21 protein-coding genes are annotated in these 24544 nt (G+C 43.8%); 2 read left to right on the forward strand and 19 right to left on the reverse strand.

What is annotated here, in order from left to right:
- Nucleotides 1–153: 153 nt before the first annotated feature.
- Genes AC13DA_RS07885 through AC13DA_RS07955 form a run of 15 tightly spaced genes read right to left on the reverse strand, consistent with a single transcriptional unit; the run spans nt 154 to nt 14740 of the window.
- The gene (locus AC13DA_RS07885; protein WP_007146547.1) at nt 154–456 is read right to left on the reverse strand and encodes a DUF2818 family protein; all 303 of its coding nucleotides are present in this window, start codon (nt 454–456) and stop codon (nt 154–156) included.
- Between the two features lie 8 nt (nt 457–464).
- Complete coding sequence (gene nuoN / locus AC13DA_RS07890) at nt 465–1898, reverse strand: NADH-quinone oxidoreductase subunit NuoN (RefSeq protein WP_284450668.1); 1434 nt, start codon at nt 1896–1898, stop codon at nt 465–467.
- Nucleotides 1899–1912: 14 nt separating this feature from the next.
- Nucleotides 1913–3424, reverse strand: coding sequence for an NADH-quinone oxidoreductase subunit M (locus AC13DA_RS07895; protein WP_284450667.1), 1512 nt, complete (start codon nt 3422–3424; stop codon nt 1913–1915).
- Nucleotides 3425–3443: 19 nt separating this feature from the next.
- Nucleotides 3444–5390: an NADH-quinone oxidoreductase subunit L gene (gene nuoL, locus AC13DA_RS07900; protein ID WP_284450666.1), complete on the reverse strand. Its 1947-nt coding sequence runs from the start codon at nt 5388–5390 to the stop codon at nt 3444–3446.
- A gap of 3 nt (nt 5391–5393) precedes the next feature.
- Entirely contained in the window at nt 5394–5699 is a 306-nt protein-coding gene (gene nuoK / locus AC13DA_RS07905; protein ID WP_091712823.1) for an NADH-quinone oxidoreductase subunit NuoK, read from the reverse strand.
- Nucleotides 5696–6292, reverse strand: a complete 597-nt coding sequence (locus tag AC13DA_RS07910) for an NADH-quinone oxidoreductase subunit J (RefSeq protein WP_284450665.1) — start codon at nt 6290–6292, stop codon at nt 5696–5698. Before AC13DA_RS07910 ends, nuoK begins: the two co-directional genes overlap by 4 nt.
- Nucleotides 6293–6304: 12 nt before the next feature.
- A complete protein-coding gene (gene nuoI, locus AC13DA_RS07915) occupies nt 6305–6796 on the reverse strand; it encodes an NADH-quinone oxidoreductase subunit NuoI (RefSeq protein WP_284450664.1) in 492 nt (163 codons plus the stop codon).
- Nucleotides 6793–7851 carry an NADH-quinone oxidoreductase subunit NuoH gene (gene nuoH / locus AC13DA_RS07920; RefSeq protein WP_273180004.1) on the reverse strand — a complete coding sequence of 353 codons (1059 nt, stop codon included), beginning with the start codon at nt 7849–7851 and terminating at the stop codon, nt 6793–6795. The genes nuoI and nuoH overlap by 4 nt, the downstream gene beginning before the upstream one ends.
- The gene (gene nuoG, locus AC13DA_RS07925) at nt 7848–10187 is read right to left on the reverse strand and encodes an NADH-quinone oxidoreductase subunit NuoG (protein WP_284450663.1); all 2340 of its coding nucleotides are present in this window, start codon (nt 10185–10187) and stop codon (nt 7848–7850) included. Before nuoG ends, nuoH begins: the two co-directional genes overlap by 4 nt.
- Nucleotides 10188–10200: 13 nt before the next feature.
- Nucleotides 10201–11478, reverse strand: coding sequence for an NADH-quinone oxidoreductase subunit NuoF (gene nuoF, locus AC13DA_RS07930; RefSeq protein WP_284450662.1), 1278 nt, complete (start codon nt 11476–11478; stop codon nt 10201–10203).
- The gene (gene nuoE / locus AC13DA_RS07935; RefSeq protein ID WP_284450661.1) at nt 11475–11987 is read right to left on the reverse strand and encodes an NADH-quinone oxidoreductase subunit NuoE; all 513 of its coding nucleotides are present in this window, start codon (nt 11985–11987) and stop codon (nt 11475–11477) included. The genes nuoF and nuoE overlap by 4 nt, the downstream gene beginning before the upstream one ends.
- Nucleotides 11984–13237, reverse strand: coding sequence for an NADH-quinone oxidoreductase subunit D (locus AC13DA_RS07940; RefSeq protein WP_473799001.1), 1254 nt, complete (start codon nt 13235–13237; stop codon nt 11984–11986). The genes nuoE and AC13DA_RS07940 overlap by 4 nt, the downstream gene beginning before the upstream one ends.
- Nucleotides 13237–13896, reverse strand: coding sequence for an NADH-quinone oxidoreductase subunit C (locus tag AC13DA_RS07945; RefSeq protein ID WP_273179990.1), 660 nt, complete (start codon nt 13894–13896; stop codon nt 13237–13239). Before AC13DA_RS07945 ends, AC13DA_RS07940 begins: the two co-directional genes overlap by 1 nt.
- A 14-nt stretch (nt 13897–13910) precedes the next feature.
- Nucleotides 13911–14393: a NuoB/complex I 20 kDa subunit family protein gene (locus tag AC13DA_RS07950; protein ID WP_007146560.1), complete on the reverse strand. Its 483-nt coding sequence runs from the start codon at nt 14391–14393 to the stop codon at nt 13911–13913.
- On the reverse strand, nt 14384–14740 hold the full coding sequence (locus AC13DA_RS07955) for an NADH-quinone oxidoreductase subunit A (RefSeq protein ID WP_007146561.1): 357 nt from the start codon (nt 14738–14740) through the stop codon (nt 14384–14386). The genes AC13DA_RS07950 and AC13DA_RS07955 overlap by 10 nt, the downstream gene beginning before the upstream one ends.
- Nucleotides 14741–15030: 290 nt before the next feature.
- On the opposite strand from AC13DA_RS07955, the gene AC13DA_RS07960 reads away from it, so the two are divergent.
- Both AC13DA_RS07960 and AC13DA_RS07965 read left to right on the forward strand, forming a co-directional pair.
- On the forward strand, nt 15031–15300 hold the full coding sequence (locus AC13DA_RS07960) for a hypothetical protein (RefSeq protein WP_482945862.1): 270 nt from the start codon (nt 15031–15033) through the stop codon (nt 15298–15300).
- Complete coding sequence (locus tag AC13DA_RS07965; RefSeq protein WP_330110223.1) at nt 15234–17633, forward strand: PAS domain S-box protein; 2400 nt, start codon at nt 15234–15236, stop codon at nt 17631–17633. Before AC13DA_RS07960 ends, AC13DA_RS07965 begins: the two co-directional genes overlap by 67 nt.
- A 31-nt stretch (nt 17634–17664) precedes the next feature.
- Here the strand turns inward: AC13DA_RS07965 and AC13DA_RS07970 are convergent, their stop codons facing one another.
- Genes AC13DA_RS07970 through xrtD form a run of 4 tightly spaced genes read right to left on the reverse strand, consistent with a single transcriptional unit; the run spans nt 17665 to nt 24543 of the window.
- Complete coding sequence (locus AC13DA_RS07970; RefSeq protein ID WP_482945863.1) at nt 17665–19152, reverse strand: phosphomannomutase; 1488 nt, start codon at nt 19150–19152, stop codon at nt 17665–17667.
- A gap of 9 nt (nt 19153–19161) precedes the next feature.
- On the reverse strand, nt 19162–20559 hold the full coding sequence (locus tag AC13DA_RS07975; protein ID WP_482945864.1) for a mannose-1-phosphate guanylyltransferase/mannose-6-phosphate isomerase: 1398 nt from the start codon (nt 20557–20559) through the stop codon (nt 19162–19164).
- A 30-nt stretch (nt 20560–20589) separates the two neighbouring features.
- Nucleotides 20590–22980 carry a tetratricopeptide repeat protein gene (locus AC13DA_RS07980; RefSeq protein ID WP_482945865.1) on the reverse strand — a complete coding sequence of 797 codons (2391 nt, stop codon included), beginning with the start codon at nt 22978–22980 and terminating at the stop codon, nt 20590–20592.
- Nucleotides 22981–22989: 9 nt separating this feature from the next.
- A complete protein-coding gene (gene xrtD / locus AC13DA_RS07985; RefSeq protein WP_284450656.1) occupies nt 22990–24543 on the reverse strand; it encodes a VPLPA-CTERM-specific exosortase XrtD in 1554 nt (517 codons plus the stop codon).
- Between the last annotated feature and the right edge of the window lies 1 nt (nt 24544).

Consider the following 24544-nt stretch of genomic DNA (forward strand, 5'->3'; position numbering starts at 1 on the left):
ACGGAGTTAAACCCGCCAATTCTAAACTAGAATCTTTGTATATGCACACATTTATAAGTAAAAAAGCGACAAAGACTGCTATGTCGCCATTCAATAAATCTACTATCGGGTAATGACAGCGTGATGTTAAATTATTTGCGGAATCTATAAAGGCTATTTAAACCTGTGTTGCATCGGTACCCATTGATAACGATATACAACCCCTGGTACCGACAGCACCAAAAACAAACTCAACACTGTCACAAAAAATTCCCAACCTTGTGAGTAAACATCTCCGGAAAAGCGGATTTCAAAAGCAATACCGATAAGCAGGCTGATAAAAAAATACACGACTAATTCAAGTAACCGTATCCAGTTGGATTTTTGTTCCAGTGCATAAACAAAAAATACACGTTCGCCTATCCACGGTAGATTTGCCAAGATAAAAAACAGCCCTAACATAAGCCAAATAGACATGTTGTTTCCTAAGAAAAAACGGTAGAACAAACCGACATTAATAATCCTGGAAATATCCCCATTGCTAGCACCAATAAAGTATTAATGCTCAATACAAAACCAGCTGAACCTGAGGTATTCGCTTCATGATGGTGTTCGGCATCATCAAAATACATGACTTTTATGACACGTAAATAATAAAAAGCACCAATCACTGACATCACCACCGCAACCAACGCAACGGCTAACATATCTGCATCTACCACCGCTTTAACTACACCTAATTTGGCATAAAAACCTGCTAATGGTGGTATGCCTGCCATTGAAAACATCAAAATCAGCATTAACAAAGCCAACCACGGATGTTGTTTGCTCAGTCCTTTAAAGTCATCAATATTATCTGCTTCAAAGCCGTAACGGCTCATCAACAAAATCACACCAAAACTGCCTAATGTCATGAGGGCATATACCAAGGTATAAAACATCGAAGCGGCATAACCCGCTTGCGTACCGGCAAGTACACCCATCAATAAAAAACCGACATGAGAAATCGTAGAATACGCCAGCATGCGTTTAATATTGGTCTGAGCGATAGCCACAACATTACCGATTATCATCGATAAAACAGCCATCAACATCAACATCGGTTGCCAATAGCTTTGTAAGTCTATCAGTCCATCGACTAATAATCGAATCAACAAAGCAAAAGCAGCAATTTTAGGTGCGGCGGCGATAAAAAGCGTCATCGCTGTCAGTGCACCATGATAGACATCCGGTAACCACATATGAAACGGCACCGCGCCAAACTTAAAGCCGATACCAATAATAATAAAAACCAGTGCAAAGCTTAGGATTGTGTCATTGCTGGACGATGAATACACAGCTGTAGCAATATCCTGCAACATCAAACTTCCTGTAATGCCATAGATAATAGACATGCCATATAACAACATTCCCGAAGCAATCGCACCGAGGATGAAATATTTCATCGCAGCTTCAGTCGCAATCGCCGAATCACGATGCATTGCCACCATGGCATAAAGACACAAGGACAATAACTCCAGTCCTAAATACAAAGTCAGAAAGTGATTCGCCGACACCATAATGAACATACCCAGCGTGGCGAACAAGGCTAAGACATAAAACTCGCCTTGAAGTAATTGGCGTACCCGTAAATATTCAACGGAATATAACAAGACACACATATTCACCAGACAGATGGCTATTTTTAATACATCACTCAGGCCATCTTTGACATAGGTGTCGGAAAAGGTCTTTCCGGCTTCGCCCCAGGAAGAAACCAGGATAATCAATACAGCAAGTAAACTTAACTGGCTGAGCCCATAGACCCAACTCACTTTTCTACTGCCGGTAAAAGCAACAAATAATAAGACAACACAAGCCATTGCCAGCATGACCATTTCAGGTAATGCAAACAACATATTTGGCACTTGGTAGTTCATTATGAGTTGTCCTTTTAGAGCTTGGATTGAGACACTTGTGTTAATAAATTTTCAACAGAAGCGTGCATCACGTCTAACAATGGATCAGGCCAGAGACCTAACACTAAAACAATCACCGCTAAACTCGCTAATAGCATAAATTCACGAGTATTAATATCTTCCAGTTCAGCAACGTGTTGATTTGCCACTTCACCAAAAAAGACCCGTTTCACCATCCACAAGGTATAGGCTGCACCAAGAATTAAGGTTGTCGCTGCCAGAAAAGCAAACCAGAAATTCGCCTGAAAAGCAGCCAGAATCACCATAAACTCACCCACAAAACCTGATGTGCCTGGAAGACCGGCATTTGCCATGGCAAAAAATACCGCAAACGCTGTGAATGTCGGCATGGTATTAATAACCCCACCATAAGCACTAATTTCACGGGTATGCATCCGGTCATACAACACACCGACAGCCAAAAACATCGCTGCGGAAATAAAGCCATGTGACACCATCTGCACCATGGCACCCTCCACTGCCAGCACTGCGCCACTACCTGTTGCTGAGTTGAAAAATATTCTGAAAACAATAAATAAGCCCAGCGTCACAAAGCCCATATGAGCAATACTCGAATAGGCAATTAATTTTTTCAGATCCCTCTGTACCAGTGCCACAAAACCAATATAAACCACAGCAATCAATGACAAGGTAATCAATAACCAGTCAAAAACCATACTGGCATCCGGTGTAATAGGTAAGGCGAATCGGATAAAACCATAACCGCCAATCTTTAAGGTAATAGCCGCCAAAATGACTGAACCGCCGGTAGGGGCTTCAACATGTGCATCTGGTAACCAGGTATGCACTGGCCACATCGGTACTTTGACTGCAAATGCAATCAAAAAGGCAAAAAACAGCCAGGTTTGCTCGGTCATGGATAAAGTGACCGCATGATAATCCAGCAATGAAAAACTGCCTGCAACGTGATGCAAATACAGCAGAGCAATTAATAAAAACACCGAACCAAAAAACGTATACAAAAAGAATTTGATCGTGGCATAAACGCGATTCGGCCCACCCCAGATGCCGATAATCAAAAACAATGGAATCAGCATGGCTTCAAAAAACACATAAAACAATATGGCGTCCAATGCTGAAAATACCGCCAGCATCAAACCTTCCATAATCAAAAAGGCTGCCAGGTAATGATTTAAGCGATATTCAATGACACGCCAGCCCGCCACTACAACCAGCAATGTCGAAATCGTTGTTAAAATGATTAATGGTAAAGAAAACCCATCAATACCAAGGTGATAATTAATAGCAAACGTCGCAATCCAAGGATGCAACTCCTCAAACTGCATTTGATATGAGGTATTGTCAAAACCGATATACAGAGCGATGGATAATAAAATAGTCAGTGACGCTGTCCCCACCGCGAGCCATTTACTCAGGCATTCCCGATCATTCAAAAACAGGCATAACAAGCCTGCAGCAATGGGGAACCAGATAATCAGACTTAACAATGGGAGTTGTGTCAGCATGGTTTCTATTCCGTCCCTGTCATGCTACAAAAAAGGTGAGTAACAGGCCCACACCAATAATCATTGCAAAGGCATAGTGATACAAATAGCCAGTCTGTATCTGTCTGGCTAAACGTGAACACCATGCCACCGTCTTGGCTGAACCATTCACCAGGGCACCATCAATTAGAATACGATCACCAACTCGCCATAAAAGCTGGCCTAGTTGACGGGAGCCACCAGCAATCACCGTCTGATTAAAGTCATCAAAACCATATTTATTGATCAGGATTTGATAAATAAACTGACCTTTATTCTGTAAAACAGCCGGTAAATCAGGTCGCCGTAAATATAAAAACCAAGCTATCACGATACCCGCCATGGCCAACCAGAACGGAGCCGCCGTGAGCCCGTGCAATATAAAGCTCAACACACCATGAAATTCTGTTGCCTGCTCAGCTAGAATTTCATGAGTTGCTGCCACATAAATAGCATCCGCAAAAAACTCACCGTAGACCACGCTACCGATCCAGTAACCAGCAATAACCGAAGGGATTGCCAGCAGTATCAATGGCAAGGTGACCACCCATGGAGACTCCTTAGGCTGATGTCCGTGCTCAGTGTTAAATCGTGGCTTACCATGGAACACCATAAAAAACAGGCGGAAACTATAAAGGGATGTGATTAATACGCCCGATAACACAGAAAAATAGGCAAAGCTATGACCGGGTATATTCGAAGCATGGACAGCCTCAATGATGGCATCTTTAGAAAAGAAGCCGGCAAAACCAGGGAAACCGATCAACGCTAAGGAACCAATCAGGCTGGTCCAGTAAGTTATCGGCATATACTTTTTCAGCCCGCCCATCTTGCGCATATCCTGCTCATGATGCATAGCGATAATCACCGAACCTGCCGCCAAGAAAAGTAAGGCTTTGAAAAAAGCATGCGTCAACAGGTGGAAGACACCAGCGGCATAGGCTGACACACCTAATGCCACCGTCATATAACCTAATTGTGACAAGGTCGAATAAGCGATAACACGCTTAATATCGTTTTGAACTAACCCCAGCAGCCCCATAAAAAAGGCAGTAATGGCGCCAATAATCAGTACAAATGACAATGCCGTTTCTGAAAGCTCAAACAAAGGTGACATACGCGCCACCATGAAAATACCGGCCGTCACCATGGTCGCCGCATGGATCAGTGCTGAAATAGGCGTCGGCCCTTCCATCGAATCTGGCAACCAAACATGTAATGGTACTTGTGCAGACTTACCCATAGCACCGATAAATAATAATATGCAGGTCAGTGTCATTACTGACCATGTCACATCAGGAAACAGGCTAATGGTTTCTTCTGCCATGTGTGGCGCTTGTTGGAAGACCGTCACATAATCCAGACTCCCGGCATACATCAGTACCGCAGCAATGCCCAGTAAAAAGCCAAAATCCCCGACTCTATTGACCAGAAAAGCCTTAAGATTGGCATAAATCGCCGTCGGTTTTTTATACCAAAAACCAATTAATAGGTAGGACACAAGCCCTACGGCTTCCCAACCAAAAAATAGCTGCATAAAGTTATTCGCCATCACCAGCATCAGCATGGCAAAGGTAAACAACGAAATATAACTAAAGAAACGACAATAACCATCGTCATCGTGCATATAACCAATGGTGTAGATATGCACCATCAGCGAAACAAAGGTCACCACGGTCATCATCACAGCACTTAAGCTATCAATCATAAAACCGACTTCAAGCTGCAATGAGCCAGCCTGTAACCATTGATAAACCATACCGTTATAGGTCAACCCATCAATAGTAACGAGCTTCAGTACCCAGGCAGATAAAAAGAAAGCAACGCCTACAGAAAAAATAGTAATCCGATGCGTCCAGCTTCGTCCCAAATGGCGACCAAACAAACCTGCAGCGATACTGCCAAACAAAGGCGCGATAACAATGGCAAGCAGCAAGCTCTGTGGCATTCGTTACCCCTTTAACCTATCAAGGTCAGACACATTAATGGTGCTGAGATTACGGAATAAAACCACCAAAATAGCCAGACCAATAGCCGCTTCCGCTGCTGCCACCGTTAAGATAAAGAACACAAACACCTGACCGGCGGGGTCTCCCAGAAAGTGTGAAAAAGCAATAAAGTTAAGATTTACCGCTAACAGCATCAATTCAATACACATCAATAAAATAATGATGTTTTTACGATTCAAAAAAATGCCCGCTAAAGACAAGCTGAACAATATGGCAGCGAGAATAAGATAGTCAGATAACACAATCATGGCTCTCTCCCCTCTCCTTGCTGTTTTTGCCGAAGATCCACCATTCTGAGCCGATCTGTAGATTTAACTGTCACCTGTTTAGCCGGATCCTGCAATTTACGATGGTGTTCACGCAATGTCAGTGTGATGGCCGCCACAATGGCAACCGTTAAAATGACAGAGGCAATTTCAAACGGATACACATAGACGGTATACAACAATCGTCCCAACATTTTGGTATTGCTGGCATCAGTCTCTGCAGCGGCGCTAATATTAAATTGTGGAGCATTCAACACAGCAATCATCTCCACCACAATCAACGCCGCCACAATAATGCCGAGTGGTAAATAACGCGTGAAACCTTCTTTGAGTGGAGCCAGATCAATATCCAGCATCATCACGACAAAGAGAAACAGCACCAACACCGCCCCCACGTAGACAAGGACCAGACTAATGGCAAGGAACTCTGCTTCTAGCATTAGCCAGATACCAGCACTGGTGAAAAAGGCTAACACCAGAAATAACGCTGCCCGCACTGGGTTACGTACTGTTATCACCATCGTTGCAGCAAACAATAAAATTGCAGAAAAGGTATAAAAGATAATGCTTTCCACTAGTCAGTCATCCTAACGATATGGTGCATCAGCCGCACGATCAGCAGCAATCTCTGGCTCATACTTATCCCCTATTGCCAGTAATTTATCTTTAGTCATAATTTGTTCGCCTCGATTTTCAAAGTGGAACTCAAAATGACGAGTTTCGACAATGGAATCGACCGGACAGGACTCTTCACAAAACCCACAATAAATACATTTAAACAAATCAATATCGTAACGTGTGGTGCGACGACTGCCGTCATCTCTGGGCTCGGTTTCGATAGTAATGGCTAATGCCGGACAGACAGCCTCACATAATTTACAGCCAATACAGCGTTCCTCGCCATTCGGGTAACGCCTTAATGCATGAAGTCCTCTGAACCGGGGTGACTGAGGTGTTTTTTCTTCAGGGTATTGAACCGTCACCTTACCAGCAAATAAATAACGCCCAGTTAAACGAAGTCCCTGACTGAGCTCCCACAATAAAAAACTTTTAAAAAAATGACGGAGACCTGACATCATCCCCCTCCCGCAGTTAATACTGCACTTTCTGTAAACCAAGGCCCGATATCCAACACTTGAGCCGTCGATACAATCACCAACCAAACAAGTGTCACCGGGATAAATATTTTCCAGCCCAAACGCATAATCTGGTCATAACGATAACGCGGAAATGTTGCTCGAAACCACAGATACATAAACAAGAATATGGCGGTTTTTGCTAATAACCACACCAAACCAGGCACCCATGCAAAAGCCGTTTCCAACACAGGGATACCATCAAATGGTGATAACCAGCCGCCCATAAATAGCGTCGCAGCCAGCATGGAAATCAAAATCATATCGGCGTATTCAGCGAGGAAAAAAATAGCAAACGCCATCCCGGAATATTCCACATGGAAACCGGCGACGATTTCAGACTCCCCTTCAGCAATATCAAACGGCGCCCGGTTGGTCTCGGCCACCCCGGAGATAAAATAAACAATAAACAACGGAAACAGCGGTATGAAATACCAGTGCCAGAAGCCACCTTGCTGAGCCAGCACAATCTCACCGAGATTCAGACTACCAGCCGCAATGAGTACACCGACCAAAGCAAATCCCATAGCAATTTCATACGACACCACTTGTGCAGCACTACGTAATGCGCCTAAAAAGGCATAACGAGAATTAGATGCCCAACCTGCCACCACCACGCCATATACACTCATTGAAGTGATCGCTAAGATGTACAGAAGACCAGCATCAATGTCAGCCAACACCATGCCATCATCAAACGGCATTACCGCCCAGGCCGCCAGCGCCGGACCAATCGCCAAAACAGGCGCTATCAGAAACAAATATAAATTGGATTTTGCTGGGAAAATCACTTCTTTAAGTAACAGTTTCAGGCCATCTGCTATCGGTTGTAATAATCCCCATGGACCGACTCTGTTAGGACCAATCCGCGTTTGTATATAACCAATCACTTTACGCTCGGCGTAAGTCAGATAAGCAACTGACAGCATTAAAGGCACAATAATTAATAAGATCTTCAGCAGATTCGGCAAGATATCCTGTAAAAACATATCGATCATGTGGCTGCCTCACTTTGAGAAACAAAGACCTGACCAAATAAGCTGACTAAGCGGTTAGCCGCATCTGTAGTGGCGGCGACATACACGCAGCCATCTGCAATATTGTCATCAATCTCTAATGGTAAGCGTACCACTTTCTCTTCTTGTGTCAGCGTCAACGGCGTTTGATGGTTCAAACCCCATTTTTCTGCTTCTTTTCTGTTGATACGGGCAAACTGGGCACGCTGAGTTTCAGGCGTTTTTTGTAATGCGTCACTGTGTCTTAGTAACACATCAGTCCGATACATTGGCACTTCAGAAATCATCATCAACTCTGATTCTGCCGTCAATGAATCAGGGATATAAGGTGAAACCGTCTTAGTCTGTATGTCGGTCTGGCTTTGTCGAATCTCATCCACCACATCTTGTGATGAAATATAGTCAAACCCTTCAATTTGACTGACATTGCCCAGTACACGCAGAATTTTCCAACCAGGCCGACTATCGCCTCTGGGGGCAACAGCACCAGCAAACTGCTGCCATTGTTTATCCATTCCGACAAACGTGCCCGATGTTTCAGTAAAACAGGCCGTGGGTAATATCACATCGGCCGTTTGTCTTAAAAATTCACTGTCAAAACTATGCAGCCCCACCACAAAACTAGCGCGTTTTAATGCCTGTTTGGCTATTGCTGGCACCGCAGTATCCTGTAATGCATCAAAGTTCATCAGTACATAAGCCCGCAGACTCTGTTGCCACATTTGCAGACTATTCTTAGCTGCATCACCGGGTAGCGTATTGGCAATCAAATGAGCCTGACTATTGGCTGATGGCATCACAACACAACGGCTGCCAGATAACTCGGCAATCTTCTGCACTAGAGCACGAATTTTCGCTGCATTGGGATGCTGATTGGCTAAATCTCCCACAATAAGTGTTGCATTAGTGGCATTGGATAATTGCATTGCCACATTTTGCTCAAACGCGCTGGGCGTACGTTCCGGATATAAAGCCTGCCATTGATCATCAGTGTCATTGGCAATTGACGATAATACTTTGGCAACACCGGCTAATGTTGTGAGCATTGCATTGATATCAACAGCCATTTCATACTCAACCGGCATCAGCATATCGGTCAGGAAAAAGTTGATATTAGTTACTGCCGCTCCAGCCAAGGCCGCCTGTCTTATCCGATGAGCAAGGATAGGTTGTTCAGCCCGGATATTGCTGCCAATCAAGACAACAGCATCACTTTCCTGCACTTCTGCCAATGTCCAATTATCCAGAGGGTACTGTTCTGGATGATCTGAAAAATCCTGCTGACGCAGGCGATGGTCAATATTATCAACACCTAAGCCCCGCAGCCATTTCTGAAAAAGAAACGCTTCTTCCAGGGTCGCTGTGGGGGAAATTAAGCCCCCCACCTCTTCTGCTCCATGTTTGTTAATAACGGTTTGCAAACCTTTTACCGCTGTTTCCAGCGCGATTTGCCAATCAACCACCTGCCAGTCACCCTCCACCTTAATCATCGGATCAGTGAGTCGTTTTGAATGTGCCAACCCTTGATAAGAGAACCTGTCTCTATCTGATAACCAGGCCTCATTGATAGACTCGTTATCTCTTGGCACCACACGCATCACATCATTTTGTCTGACATGCAGCTCAATATTGGAACCAATGGCATCATGAGGCGCGATAGAAGGATGGGCTTTCATTTCCCAGGCACGGGCTTTATAACGAAACGGTTTTGAGGTTAAAGCACCCACAGGACACAGATCGATAATATTGCCGGATAGCTCTGAAACCAGACTGTGCTCGACATAGGTACCGATTTCCATATGTTCGCCACGCCCAGTTGCCCCAAGCTCTTTAACGCCGGCGATTTCCACACCAAAGCGAACGCAACGAGTGCAATGAATGCAACGTGTCATATCGGTACGAATCAAAGGTCCGATATCCTTGTCTTTGACAACACGTTTGCCTTCTGTAAAGCGGCTGACGCCTTCGCCATACCCCATGGAAAGATCTTGCAACTCGCATTCCCCCCCCTGATCACAGATAGGGCAATCCAGTGGATGATTAATCAGCAGAAATTCCATTACACTGCGTTGAGCATTGACCGCCACTTTGGAATGAGTAAACACCTTCATGCCTTCCGTAACGGGAGTCGCGCAGGCTGGCAGCGCTTTACGGGACTTATCGACTTCAACCAGGCACATCCGGCAGTTCGCCGCTATCGACAGCTTTTTGTGATAACAAAAACGCGGAATATCAATGCCCGCCTCATCAGCAGCCTGAATAATCATTTTTGTTGAATCCACTTTCAGCGGAATACCGTCGATTTCGATATTAACCATGTCTACTCAGCCTTCACGCTGTGTTATCCATACACCGACCGTGATCGATGTGGTATTGAAATTCATCACGAAAATGTTTGATGAAACTGACAACCGGGGCCGCGGCAGCATCACCCAAGGCGCAAATCGTATTGCCATTAATATTTTCAGCAACATCCACCAGCCGATCTAAATCTTCTTGTCTGCCCTGGCCTTCTTCAATCCGTTTCACAACCCGATATAACCAGCCAGTACCTTCCCGACATGGCGTACACTGACCGCACGACTCCTCATAATAAAAATAAGCAATACGCTGTAAGGCCTTCACCATACAAGTTGAATCATCCATAACAATCACCGAACCAGCACCCAGCATTGAACGTGCTTTTGCAATGCCGTCATAGCTCATATCCAGTCCCATCATGATATCAGCGGGCACCACAGGCGTGGATGAGCCACCAGGAATCACCGCTTTTAATTGATGGCCATGTCTGACGCCACCGGCTAATTCCAATAACTCAGCAAAGGGAGTACCGAGCGGTACTTCATAGTTACCGGGTTTATTGACATGGCCGGTCATACAGAAAATTTTGCTGCCACCATTATTCGGTGTTCCCAAGTCATGAAACCAGTCAGCACCATGCTGCAAAATCACGGGTATAGACGCCAGACTTTCAGTATTGTTAATCGTGGTCGGCCTGCCATATAAGCCATAACCGGCAGGAAAAGGGGGTTTATAACGAGGCTGACCTTTTTTGCCTTCCAGTGATTCGAGTAAGGCGGTTTCTTCCCCACAAATATAAGCGCCAGCACCGATATGTGTATGCAACTGAAAATTAAAGCCACTGTCCAGAATATCCTTACCTAGATAACCTGCCTCTCTGGCTTCTTCCAATGCCGCCTCAAAGCGTTCTATTGGCTCATAAAATTCACCACGGATGTAGTTGTAACCCGTTTGGGCACCAATGGTGTAACCGGCGATAATCATGCCTTCTATCACCTGGTGTGGATTAAACCTGAGAATGTCACGGTCTTTACAGGTGCCGGGCTCACCTTCATCAGAATTACAGACAATATATTTATCGCCGGGCAAACGTCTGGGCATGAAGCTCCATTTCAAACCGGTAGGGAAACCGGCGCCACCACGGCCACGTAATGCCGAGTTTTTAATCTGTTCGATGATAGATTCAGGTTTGAGCTTATTACTCAAGATATTTTCAAGCACCTGATAACCACCTACCTGACGATAGGCCTCCAAGGTCCACGAAGGAGACAGATGGCTGGTACGAAAGCAGACTTGATCCAGCTTCATGACTGAACCCCGTCAATTAAAGCATCAATTTTTTCTTTGGTGAGGTACTCATGATATTGCTTATCCATCAACAGCATTGGTGCACCGACACAAGCGCCAAGACATTCCACTTCTTTTAACGTGAACAAACCATCTTCTGTTGTTTCCCCTGGCTTAATGGATAAGCGTTGCTGCAAATGTTCAAGAATTTCCTCTGATCCGCACAACATACAAGAGATATTGGTACACAGGCTGATCTTGTGTTTACCAACCGGCTCCATTTCAAACATGCTGTAAAAGGTAGCCACCTCGTAGACACTGATGTTTGACATGGATAAGTATTCCGCCAACGCATCCATAATGGCTCTGGAAAGCCAGCCACCATTGGCTTCTTGCAGAATATGTAAACATGGAATGACTGCCGACTGAGCCCGGCCTATCGGGTATTTGGCTATCCACTTATCCAACTCAGCACGCAGCTGCTCCGTGAATAAAGTCTGTTTAGGTCCGGTTAATACCATTTCTGTCATCGGTCAATCTCACCAAACACAATATCCATCGTACCGATAATGGCAACCACATCCGCCAGCATATGGCCTTTTGCCATCTCATCCATAGCCGCCAGATGTGGGAATCCTGGCGCGCGAATTTTTACACGATAAGGCTTATTGGCCCCATCCGAAATCATATAAATACCAAACTCGCCTTTGGGATGTTCAATCGCACTGTAGACTTCACCTTCAGGGACACAATAACCTTCAGTAAATAATTTGAAATGATGGATCAAGGCTTCCATATCATTTTTCATCGTACTGCGTTTGGGTGGAGCGACTTTAGTATCGTCAACGATCACAGGCCCCGGATTCGCTTTAAGCCAATCCACACATTGTTTGATAATGCGGTTAGACTCACGCATCTCGGCTACGCGGACTAAATAACGATCGTAGCAGTCGCCCTCCTTACCTATCGGAATGTCAAAGTCCAATTGGTCGTAGACTTCATAAGGCTGTTTACGGCGTAAATCCCATTCAATACCTGAACCTCGTAACATTGGCCCTGAAAAACCAAGTTGCAAGGCTCGCTCCGGACTAACCACACCAATACCGACAGTGCGTTGTTTCCAGATACGGTTGTCGGTTAATAAGGTCTCGTATTCGTCGACACAATGAGGAAATCGTTGTGTGAAGTCTTCAATAAAATCGAGCAGACTGCCTTCTCGGTTTTGATTCTTTTTCTTTATCTCTTTTTCGTTGTGCCATTTAGATGTTTGATATTGAGGCATCTTATCGGGTAAATCGCGGTAAACGCCGCCGGGACGGTAATAGGTGGCATGCATTCTTGCCCCAGATACCGCCTCGTAACAATCCATCAAATCTTCACGTTCACGAAAGCAATAAAGAAAAACAGTCATCGCACCAATATCAAGGCCATGCGCTCCCAGCCACATCAAATGATTTAACACCCGGGTAATCTCATCAAACATGACGCGGATGTATTGCGCTCTGATGGGCACATCGATACCAATCAGTTTTTCGATAGCCATCACATAGGCATGTTCGTTACACATCATCGATACATAATCGAGACGATCCATATAACCGATGCTTTGATTAAACGGCTTGGATTCAGCCAGTTTTTCGGTACCCCGATGCAGCAGACCAACATGCGGATCCGCTCTGACAATGACTTCGCCATCCATTTCCAGAATAAGGCGAAGCACACCATGCGCAGCCGGATGTTGCGGACCAAAGTTCAGTGTGAAATTTTTTATCTCAGCCATTATTTCTCATCCCTGAGATAACGGTTATCGTCACGAATCACCCTGGGTACCAGGGTTCTTGGTTCAATGCTGACCGGTTCATACACCACGCGTTTCTTGTCTTCATCGTAACGCATCTCAACATTGCCAATAAGTGGGAAGTCTTTGCGAAACGGGTGGCCGACGAAGCCGTAGTCGGTCAAAATGCGACGTAAATCAGGATGACCTTCAAATAAAATACCAAACATATCAAAGGCTTCACGTTCATACCAATCCGCACTTGCCCAGACACTTGTTACGCTGTCGACGAGGGGTTGTTCGGCAGCCAGTCTGACTTTTAATCGTAAGCGTTGGTTATGTTTGATTGACTGCAACTGATAAACCACAGCAAACCGATAACCATCCGTCACCGGTTCTGCATGACCCAATCCATCTACAGCCCGGCTAAAGCCAAACTCTGTTGATTGTTTCGTTTCCCAACTGCTACCACCGTACTCTGAGTAATCCACTCCCGCCAAATCCATCAATTGCTCAAATTGATAGTCGTCGCGTAGTGTTGTGCAAACGTTGATAAGGTGCTCTGCAGCCACATGCAAAGTGATTTCATCTCGAACCAGCTCACAGTCCAGCAAGGCTTCTGAAAAATCCTGTTCAAGTTTAGCTTTTAGGGTTTGCATCATAAAACAGGTCGCTTTCAGGGTTGTCTGGCTATGGTATTAGTACGGTGAATTTTTTTCTGCAGTTGTAATATTCCGTACAGTAATGCCTCAGCCGTTGGGGGGCAGCCCGGAACATAGATATCTACGGGTACAATCCGGTCACAACCACGGACTACAGAATAAGAGTAATGATAATAACCGCCGCCGTTAGCACAGGAACCCATTGAAATCACCCAGCGTGGTTCAGACATCTGGTCGTATACTTTACGAAGTGCCGGCGCCATTTTATTTACCAGTGTACCGGCAACGATCATTACATCAGATTGACGAGGACTGGCTCTGAATACAATGCCAAATCGGTCCAGATCATAACGTGCAGCACCCGCGTGCATCATTTCCACAGCACAGCAGGCCAGGCCAAATGTCATTGGCCATAAGGATCCGGTTCTTGCCCAATTAATCAGCTTGTCAGCAGAGGTGGTGACAACGCCTTTTTCAAGAACACCTTCTATTCCCATTCCAGCGCTCCTTTTTTCCACTCATACACAAACCCAACCACCAGAATACCCAGAAATAAGAACATGGCTAGGAGTCCGAATACACCGATCTCATCTAATACGATGGCCCAGGGGAACAGGAATGCGATTTCTAAATCGAAGATAATAAAGAGAATAGCGACGAGATAATAACGAACATCAAACTTCATGTGAGCATCTTCAAAAGGCTCGAACCCACATTCATACGCTGAGCGTTTTTCACTATCCGGATGACGAGGTCCTAATACAAAACCAGCCAGCAATGGCAGAACACCAAAGCCGATGCCGATAATGATAAACAACAAAATCGGGAGATAATTCTCCAGCATGCTGCGCTTCCTTACGATGTCTCGACAACTCAGCATGAGGGACTTGCGTCACTGCTCATGCCCCTGATTGCATTATCAACTATGACCGCAATCATCAGGATTGATACTACACACTAAAAACGCTGATGAGAAGTCACAATATTTGATAAATAACGATTTTTACCAAGCTTATGAGACTGGACAGAACTGAATAGATTGTGCTCGAATATGCCTTACTTTGATTTGAGCAATGCTCAATTCCCATTCAACCAATGTCTCAGATAAAAAAACAATAAGGTGCATCATTTCAGGTGAATAAGAATAAGTGGTTAAGTACACCTGTTGTGGTAGCGATCATCATTTTATTAGCGGCTTTAATAGCTGCTGGTGTGGCAGCTTCACATTTATTCTCACTGATTCAGGAGGATGTCACGTCACGTCTAAATACGGCATTAGTTACTTCCATTAACAGAGTCAAACAATCTTTCACCAATCACCAGCGAAATAGTGTTTATTGGCTAATAAACACGAAAACAGAGCGATGCAGCAGGATTTATATCAACTCGTTGATGGCAGTCTGAAAGCAACGATCACCAATGAAGGTTACCGAGACTACAAATTATTTAACCTCAACGGTGAGTTGATTTTGTCAGGCATCAGCGGTTTCGCAAAGCCTGAAAAGAATATTACCCTGCCAGATAATATTCTTGCTGCATTATCGAAAAAGGATGTCTATACCTCTCATCCATTTATGCCTTCATCCGTATGGCAATCAACGTTACGTCATCAATATCCCTTACCAACCATGTTATTTATTGCTCCTATCCATGATTGGGCGGGAAAAACAGTCGCTTTTTTTGCGTTTGAAATTAATCCAGACAAGCTGTTTAACCCGGCTTTTCATGAAAATCAGGTCGGACAAACCGGTCAAGCCTATGCCATAGATGAACAAGGGCGGATGCTGACCCAAAGTAAATTTACTAACCAATTAATTCGTGCAGGATTAATCGATGCTTCGAATCCGCTCACTGAGTTGAAACTCGAAGTCCGTGACCCCGGTTTTGATTTACTGGAGTCACCCGACAAAAAAGTGAAAAGCCCTATGCCATTGACACTGATGGCTAAGTCGCTGACTCAGCATAAAACTGGAGTCAACCTGAAAGGCTATCGTGATTATCGTGGCGTCAAAGTCATCGGCAGCTGGCGCTGGGATGAGCAACTCAATATGGGGATTGTCACAGAAACAGAGGTTTCCGAAGTATACAAACTATACCGTTCGCTGTTATTCAGCGTCATTGTCAGTATTGTGTTTATCATTTTTATGACGGCATTTGGTACCTATTTCTATCGCCGTTCCACCCAGCAACAAATTGTCTCACTGCAACAACGAGATGCCATTATTAAACAAACAGATGATGGTTTTGTCACCATCGATGATCAGGGAAGAATCACCATGGTCAATCCCGCCATCTGTTTACTATTTGGCTATCAGGAAGCCGAATTGATTGGCCAGCCGGTATCTATTTTAATAGATGAAGAACAGCGACATAAACATGATAATTATCTGAAACAAGCTGATATACATGAACCGAAAATTATTCATCGGACCCGCTCATTATCAGCGAGCAGGAAAGATGGTAGTCAATTTCCGATTGAACTCAATGTCAGCCCGATGCAGTTTGGCCATCGTAAATTTTATATCGGCGTGATTCGTGATATTTCTGAACGTTATCAATATCAGCAAGAACTGATCAAAGCCATGCAGCAGGCTGAACATGCTAATCAGGCTAAAAGTGAGTTTCTTGCCAAGATGAGTCATGAGCTGAGAACACCGCTCAATGCCATTATCGGTTTCTCTCAGCTGTTACAGATGGATAAGTTAAATGATGATCAACGCGAATCGGTCAGTATGATTGAAAGCTCAGGTAATCATTTGCTGTCATTAATCAATGAGGTGCTTGACCTGTCACGTATAGAGAGTGGTCATATGTCAGTCTCAGTGGAAGATGTCGAACTAAAACCACTCATCGAACATATTTTACCATTCATTCATAATCAACTTAGTGCGCTTGATTTACGTATTACCGAAAGTTACCCAAAACAAGCCTCTTCTCTATTTGTCCGTGCCGACCACATTAAATTAAAACAGGTATTGCTTAACCTATTATCCAATGCGGCAAAATACAATAAGCCTAATGGAAGTATAGAAATTATTGTCAGCCATACGGATAGTGACTCGATACGCATTGCTATCAAAGACACGGGCTACGGTATTGATGAGAATTTACAGCAACGTCTTTTCGAGCCCTTTGACCGTCTTGATAAAGACACCTCTGATATACAGGGAACAGGAATAGGGCTGGTTATTAGCCGTGAACTGATTAAGCTAATGAATGGACGGTTTGGCTTTGAAAGCAAGCGAGATATAGGATCGACATTCTGGATAGAGCTTCAGCGCTCATCCGTCAACAATAGCTCGATATTATCAGCTGCAAATAACCAGTCTGATCAATTGGATGGTGAGCAGACTCAGCATATCAAAGTGTTATGTATAGAAGACAATCCTACCAACTTAAACCTGATGCAGCGGTTTTTTAGACAGTACTCGCAATTTGTTTTGTTAACCGCCGCCGATGCAGAATCAGGATTAGAAATAGCCAGACAATTTGAGCCTCAAGTTATTCTGATGGATATTAACTTACCAGGCAAAAATGGCTTCGAGGCATTAAAAGACCTGAAACGTTCTGCCATCACTCGCGATATCAAAACAATTGCGTTAAGTGCTAACGCCATGCGAGAAGACATTGATAGAGGCTTGAAAGCAGGTTTTGATTATTATCTGACTAAGCCGCTTAACTTTGAACTGTTAATTGAAACTATCAACCAAGCCATAGAAAAATCTATCAAACACTAAGCTCAGTTGAGTCACCCTAAACAGGTACAAGTTAAACTGACCCTGCCCAGTGTTGTATGGCGTCTAAAGCCTGCTGGTTTAACGCTATTGCACGTTTTTCGTGACTGGCTTCAATGTAACAACGCAGTTCCGGGGCATTGCCAGAGGGCCTGATGTGAATGATTTCATCATCAGCAAAAGACATTCTCACACCATCGGTTGTATCAACAGCTTTGACCTCACCCATGAATGGAAATAGCTTTTTAACCTGCTCTCGACTCAGCTCATTATCAGGTAATAATGTTTCAAGCAGTAAACGACTTTTTTCCAGTGCGAAGTTTTTCAGTCGATCACTACTGGTGTAAATCGCAGGCATAGAAGAATTCAGTTCAGACACGCTCTGTTGTCGTTGTTTGGCCAATAACAACACGCTTAAAATAACGATAACCGCATCCCTTGTAGGCAAAGGGCTTAATGTATTTCCTGCTAATTCAATGGCTGATTGCTGTAAAAAACCACCATTGGCTTCATAACCCACAATACGTTTTTTTGATTCTGCGACGGCCGTTTGCATGGCTGAAATAACATAAGGTGAACCTATTCGGGTACGTATGACCTGCTCAAAAAAGTCAGCATTGACAGCGGAGTTGCTGCTTACAGGGGTCACGACAATATCAGCAGCAAGATAGATCGCCGTTAACAAACCGACAATATCACCTCTAAGCCAACGCCCCTTTTCATCACTGATAAGCGGTCGATCACTATCACCATCCGTGGACACAATCGCATCCAGCTCATGTTTAGAAGCCCATTGTTGAGCAAGTTGAACATCTTCAGGACGAATCGCTTCAGTATCCACTGATACAAATTGATCACTTCGCCCGAGACAAATAGTGTTTGCACCTAACACAGATAAAATCTGTTGAAGTAAATCCCTACCCACAGCAGAATGCTGGTAAATACCAATAGTCATGCCTGACAAGCAATTTTCTGGGAAAAAATGTGAGAAGCGTTCGATATAGAGCGTTTCAGCTAATAAAGATGGCTCAGCAAAAACATCATCTTGTTTGATAAACTGACCGTCGTTATTAAACAACTCATCAGGAATATCAACAAACTGTTGTTTTATGGCTTGTTCATCCGCCTGAAGTATTTCCCCAATCGGCAAATTAAATTTCATGCCATTGCGGTCATCAGGGATATGACTTCCGGTCACCATAATGGTCGGCATTTTATGTTGGATACCGTACAAAGCAACCGCTGGAGACGGAATAAACCCCAGGTTAACGGGACGTAAACCATAATACTGGCAGGCTTTAGCCACGGCATTCATAATACGCGGACTGCTTAACCTCAGATCGCCACCAATACCGAACTCATCACCTGTTTGTATCTGATTACCAGCAATCAGATGCTGCAAAAATGCTGCGGTATAAGCAAAACAAACACGATCTGTCATATCAGTAACCAGACCACGGGTACCACTGGTACCAAATTTGACGCCAGATTCTGACATCAATTGTTCAATATGAATTTTCATCTCGATAGTTTAGTTGCGGTGGTAATTATCCTGGAAGCGAACAATATCGTCTTCACCAAGATAGCCACCGGATTGAATTTCAATAATTTCTAAAGGCACTCGCCCCGGATTATGCAGTCGATGCTTTTGTCCGACAGGAATGAAAGTTGATTCATTTTCAGAAAGTAAGAAAACCTCATCATCTCTGGTTACTTCAGCCGTCCCCTGGACTACCACCCAATGCTCAGCACGATGATGATGCATTTGCAGAGAAAGTGATGCACCCGGTTTTACTCGGATACGCTTGACCTGAAACCGTTCACCCAAATCAATAGAATCATAATATCCCCACGGGCGGTAACAAAGACGATGATTTTCAGCTTCAGGGCGTGATTGTGATTTGAGTTTTGCAACGATATCTTTGATATCCTGTGCCTGTGCTTTACTGGCGACCATCACCGCATCCGCCGTCTCTACAATTACGAGATCTTCAACACCAATTGCGGAAACAAGTCGGTGCTCGCTATGAATATAAGCGTTTTTCACATTCTGTATTTCGACATCGCCTTTCAGTACATTATTGTTCTCATCCTGTTGTGAACACTCCCACAACGATGACCAGGAGCCGACATCATTCCAGCCAGCATCAAGCGGCACGACGACGGCCTTATTGGTTTTCTCCATCAAAGCATAATCAATGGAGTCCGATGGGCAGGCTTCAAAAGCGGTTTTATTCAAGCGGACAAAATCTAAATCCTGTTCACTTTGTGATACGGCTAAACGGCATTTTTCAACGATATCAGGATTGAATTTGTTCATTTCTTCGATCAATAGCGAAGCTTTGAACATAAACATCCCACTGTTCCAGTAATACTCGCCAGAGGCCAGGTATTGCTCAGCGGTTTCTAAATCTGGCTTTTCAACAAATTGTTTAACTGCAGAAATCGTCTCTTTTTCTTCAGCCTGTATATAGCCATAACCTGTATGGGCACAATTCGGAACAATACCAAATGTCACTAAATTTCCCGCTAATGCTTGCTGTTCAGCAACTTTTATTGCCTGATGAAAGGCTTCAATATCGGCGATGACATGATCAGCAGCCAAAACTAACAGTACCGGATCCTGTTCACGAGAAAGTGCTTGAAATGCAGCACTCACAATAGCAGGCGCTGTATTTCTACCAGCAGGCTCCAGTAAGATACTGGGAGATTCAATACCAATTTCTAGTAATTGCTCCGCCACCATAAACCGGTGACTCTCATTACATACCACTATAGGAGATGCACTATCTAAACCTTTCAGTCTAAGAATAGTTTGTTGAAACATAGAGTCATCACCAAACAAATTCAAAAATTGTTTGGGTTTATGTTTACGTGAAAGTGGCCACAAACGCGTACCACTTCCTCCAGACATTACAACAGGTATCATTTAAAATTCCGCTTTAACAAGTTAATAGCTTTAGTTATCTAGTGCACTCAATGCCGTGTCAATATCGGCCATTAAAGTACTATCATTATCTTGTGATGCTTGTTGCTTAGCCGTGTTCAGATATTGTCTGGCTAAATCATCATTGCCCTGTTTCGCATGTAAAACACCGAGGTGATAATTAAATACCGCAACATTCGGCTCTAATGAAACCGCCTGTTCCAGCACGGGTTTTGCTTCATCGAGCTTATTCAGTTTTACATTGACCCAACCATAACTATCCAGAAAATAAGGTTGTGTTGAAGACTTAAAGCGTTGGGTGATTTCCAACGCACGGTTCAAGTTTTCTGGCGACTCGAACCGATCGGTTAATAAGCTGGCTAAATTATTAGCAGCAATATCCACATTATTATTCTTTTTCAGAATTGCATCATACAAATTACGTGCTTCACCATAATTACCTCGCGACTCTTCAATAGAAGCCAGTTGTAGTGAAAAACGGATATTGTCATCTATATTATCAACCGCTTGTTTCAATACCTTTGCAGCGTCATTTAATTTGTCATTACGTAAGTAATAATCTGTTAAGAGCGAGTAACCCAGCGTCCAGTTTTTCTGTTCAGCAATTTTTTTCTCAAGAATACTGACAGCCTGTTCCGCTTTGTCGACCCTAAAGTAGTGAATAGCCAGAGTGGCATAACCATTCATCGAATTAGGGTATTTTTGGTTGAAATTGTTCAAATAACTTTCTAGTTGTTCATTTTCATCCAATGCTTCCATACTGGTAGCCAGTCCCTGCATTGCACGACTTGAATTAGGTTCCAACTCAAGAGCAGCTTCATACTCGGCCTTGGCAAGCGCGTAGTCACCCTGCCCTTCGTATAACTGTCCAGATAATAAATGGGAAAGTAAGGTATCACCTTGCTGGTCTTTAAGAAGGTCAATGGTTTCAATGCCTGCTTTCCAGTCTTTCTTAAGAATTCTGACCTCTGTCAGTTGTTGCAGCAATGTAGCGTTGGTCGGATTTTTGTCTAAAGCCGTCACCAAAACTTGTTCAGCCTTATCGTAATTACTTTCTTGAACCAACATACTCGATACTGTTAATGCAGCAGTTGCGTTATAAGGGTTGGCTGCTAAAGCTTGTCGGAAGCTGTCTTCTGCCAGAGCTTCAGAACCTTGTTTCTGATAGGCTTGTGCAAGTAATATCATAGCTTCATCAGAATCAGGCGAGTTTCTTAATACGGTTCTTAAATCCGTGACTGCCTGATCATACTTTTGATCGATTAAGTCCAGTTTGGCTCTGACCAACAATGCACCACTTTCCTCAGGAGCAACATCAAGAACCGCCTGTGCTAATTCACGTGCCTTGTTGAAATCCTGTTTTGACGCATAGTAAGACGCTAACATCACCCGCGCCTTATTTCCGTTAATACCCTGAGGGTCTTCCTCAACAATACGGTTAAGTTCGCTGACAGAACCATCCACATCACCATTTTTATCTAACAAGGCCGCTTTAGCAAAACGCAAGTCATAGTTCTCGGGTGCGGCTTTAATCATCTCGTCCAGTTTAGTGAGTGCTTCTTGAGGATTTTTCTGATTAATTAGTCCCAGTAAAAATTGCTGAGCTTCAGCGTCATCAGGATGGTTTTTCAGGAAAGACTGTAAGATGTTTAGCGCATCGTCATATCTATCCAACTGTGAGACTAAAAGTTTAGCGTAAGACAATACCACTTCGCGTTCATCAGGCTTTCGCTCTAAAATCTCTTCATAGACATTAGCCATACCCTTGTAGTCTTTCATTTCGTTATAAAGACTTAATTCGATTAATCGCAACGACAGATCTTCAGGATATTTTTCAACAGCCTCTTGAGCTTTTGCCAGTGCGGCAGGTAACTGGCCTTTGTCTTTCAGGATTAAAACTTCTAAAGACAGAATGTCTTTATGATCAGGATAATCTTTTGCTACTTCAGTAAGCAGTTTGGATGCTTGATCAAACTTCTGCTCCTTAGCCAGGATAGAGGCTTTGAGAATTCGACCATCAAAACTCTCAGGTTTTAAAGACAGCGCTTTGTCGGCTCTGGTCATCGCTTCATCGAGTTTACCGCCCAGCAGGTAAAGTCTTCCAAGTTTAATCTGAGCATCTACATGGTTGGGGTCCAGCTGTTCAACCGTGGTCAGATTAGCAAACATTTGCTTCCAGTTTTTGCTTTGCTCGTCTAACAGGGCTAATCGATAGTATGGTTCTGCTTGTCGGGGATCAATCTGAATAGCATTTTTATATTCTAACCGAGCTTTGTCATAATTCCCGTTATCAAAAAACTCGTTACCACTTTCAACATAATCCGCTGCACTATCAGCAGAACTTCCACATCCCGCTGCCATCCCCAGCATCAATACCAGCAATAAACCTTTACTCGCTTTCATATCCCTACCTTATTCCGCAATATATTGTTTTAACTTTGGCTCGGCGACCTGCATAAACGACAATATTCGTTGTTCTGCCTGCGCCACTGTTTCATTGTCCGCCACCATGGTGACCATTCTCACCAATGAGCCATCAGTTCTATTTTTAATGATTGAATCTTGTAATAAATACCACTTGTTAATGTATTCATTCGCGACAATACGACCATGCCCCTGGAACCAGTAATACACGAGTTGTTCTTGTGTGCCTTTTTTAATGATCACACGATTGGCGGGGTGGCCATTCGCTTCGATTCGGTCAAATGCAGCTATCTCCCAACCACCGCCAGGAATACATACGCGTGGTGAATGCGGTGACTCACCTTTACGTTGCGTTTCATAATAAGCCACATAAAAGTTGACTGTTTGTTTCTGCTTATTTTGATAGTTTGCTAATAAATAATCGGTCATGGCCAATTTGGACTCAACCCTGTCATCCAAAGGCATTTGATATCCTGTCCACTCATCCAGTTTCATCGGAAAATTTACTAAGGCATTATGTTCTGGAATGATTTCCTGACGATTATCAATATAGTGTGTTACACCATAGCTGGATAAAAGGGTGAGAACTGTCAGAGAAAAAATTATCAGATTACCCGATGACGAAGCATTATTTTCATAAAATATTGGTTTGGTTTTATTGTATTGCTCTACCCCGAAGACATCGGCAAACGAATAGCCCGTTGTCAGCTTTTCCATTAACCAAATCAGCAATGCAAGCAGACCAGCACAGGCCATGAAGATAATCCAGCCTTCAAAATCATGTAAAAAACCTTCTGCTTGGGCAATACCCCAGTTATCCACCAGCACGCCAATCACACCAATTCGGAAACTGTTCATCAAAATCGTGATGGGGATGGTTGCCAGAAAAACGACGGCTTTTTTCCAGAAGCTGGCACGGTAAAAATAAGCGGCAATAAACCCAAGGCTCATCAACGGGAATAAATAGCGTAAACCACTACAGGCCTCAACCACCTGAAGTTTGTAGACGCCAAGATCAATGATATTCCCTTCCAGATACACGGGAATATCAAAAAGGCGAATGACCTGAACCCCTAACCAGGATGACACCAACTGCAATTTGGCCGTCAGCACAACCTCAATGACGTAAGGTAAAGGTATGGCAAATAACAGTAGCAAGATAGGAGCAAGTGTATATCGACTGGCTTTGCCAAGAAAAATCATGGACAAGCCAACCAGAGTCAGAACAAAGGAATATTGAATCAGAATAAATAAGGCGCTTAATTCTCCAAGTATGTATACGAGTAGTGAGAGAAGAATTAAAAAATAGCCACTCCACATAGGCCGAGTGACCGATGAGAGAATCAGATCTTTTTTCTCCCAAAGTATATACAGACTGACCAATGGAATGAGGAAACCATGACTATACTCTTCCTGTGTATTCCACCGCGTATATGCTTCAGCAATCCCCCCCCAATAGGTGATAAAAGCCAACACAAGCGTGACTATAAATACACTTGCTTTTTGATAGCTTAACACTGTGCCCGCTCCTTGCTGTTTCATG

It is taken from the genome of Methylophaga sp. F-2 (genome assembly GCF_056859315.1).

Bases quoted from the DNA above. Each gene is read 5' to 3' on its own strand.
- nuoG (WP_284450663.1), bottom strand. From the start codon at position 10,187: ATGGTTAATATCGAAATCGACGGTATTCCGCTGAAAGTGGATTCAACA.
- AC13DA_RS07980 (WP_482945865.1), bottom strand. From the start codon at position 22,980: ATGAAAGCGAGTAAAGGTTTATTGCTGGTATTGATGCTGGGGATGGCA.
- AC13DA_RS07940 (WP_473799001.1), bottom strand. From the start codon at position 13,237: ATGGCTGAGATAAAAAATTTCACACTGAACTTTGGTCCGCAACATCCG.
- nuoE (WP_284450661.1), bottom strand. From the start codon at position 11,987: ATGACAGAAATGGTATTAACCGGACCTAAACAGACTTTATTCACGGAG.
- nuoF (WP_284450662.1), bottom strand. From the start codon at position 11,478: ATGAAGCTGGATCAAGTCTGCTTTCGTACCAGCCATCTGTCTCCTTCG.
- nuoI (WP_284450664.1), bottom strand. From the start codon at position 6,796: ATGATGTCAGGTCTCCGTCATTTTTTTAAAAGTTTTTTATTGTGGGAG.
- nuoK (WP_091712823.1), bottom strand. From the start codon at position 5,699: ATGATTGTGTTATCTGACTATCTTATTCTCGCTGCCATATTGTTCAGC.
- nuoL (WP_284450666.1), bottom strand. From the start codon at position 5,390: ATGCCACAGAGCTTGCTGCTTGCCATTGTTATCGCGCCTTTGTTTGGC.
- AC13DA_RS07945 (WP_273179990.1), bottom strand. From the start codon at position 13,896: ATGATGCAAACCCTAAAAGCTAAACTTGAACAGGATTTTTCAGAAGCC.
- AC13DA_RS07885 (WP_007146547.1), bottom strand. From the start codon at position 456: ATGTCTATTTGGCTTATGTTAGGGCTGTTTTTTATCTTGGCAAATCTA.
- AC13DA_RS07950 (WP_007146560.1), bottom strand. From the start codon at position 14,393: ATGGGAATAGAAGGTGTTCTTGAAAAAGGCGTTGTCACCACCTCTGCT.
- xrtD (WP_284450656.1), bottom strand. From the start codon at position 24,543: ATGAAACAGCAAGGAGCGGGCACAGTGTTAAGCTATCAAAAAGCAAGT.
- AC13DA_RS07970 (WP_482945863.1), bottom strand. From the start codon at position 19,152: ATGAAAATTCATATTGAACAATTGATGTCAGAATCTGGCGTCAAATTT.
- AC13DA_RS07975 (WP_482945864.1), bottom strand. From the start codon at position 20,559: ATGATACCTGTTGTAATGTCTGGAGGAAGTGGTACGCGTTTGTGGCCA.
- nuoH (WP_273180004.1), bottom strand. From the start codon at position 7,851: ATGATCGATATGTTTTTACAGGATATCTTGCCGAATCTGCTGAAGATC.
- AC13DA_RS07955 (WP_007146561.1), bottom strand. From the start codon at position 14,740: ATGCTGGAGAATTATCTCCCGATTTTGTTGTTTATCATTATCGGCATC.
- nuoN (WP_284450668.1), bottom strand. From the start codon at position 1,898: ATGAACTACCAAGTGCCAAATATGTTGTTTGCATTACCTGAAATGGTC.
- AC13DA_RS07895 (WP_284450667.1), bottom strand. From the start codon at position 3,424: ATGCTGACACAACTCCCATTGTTAAGTCTGATTATCTGGTTCCCCATT.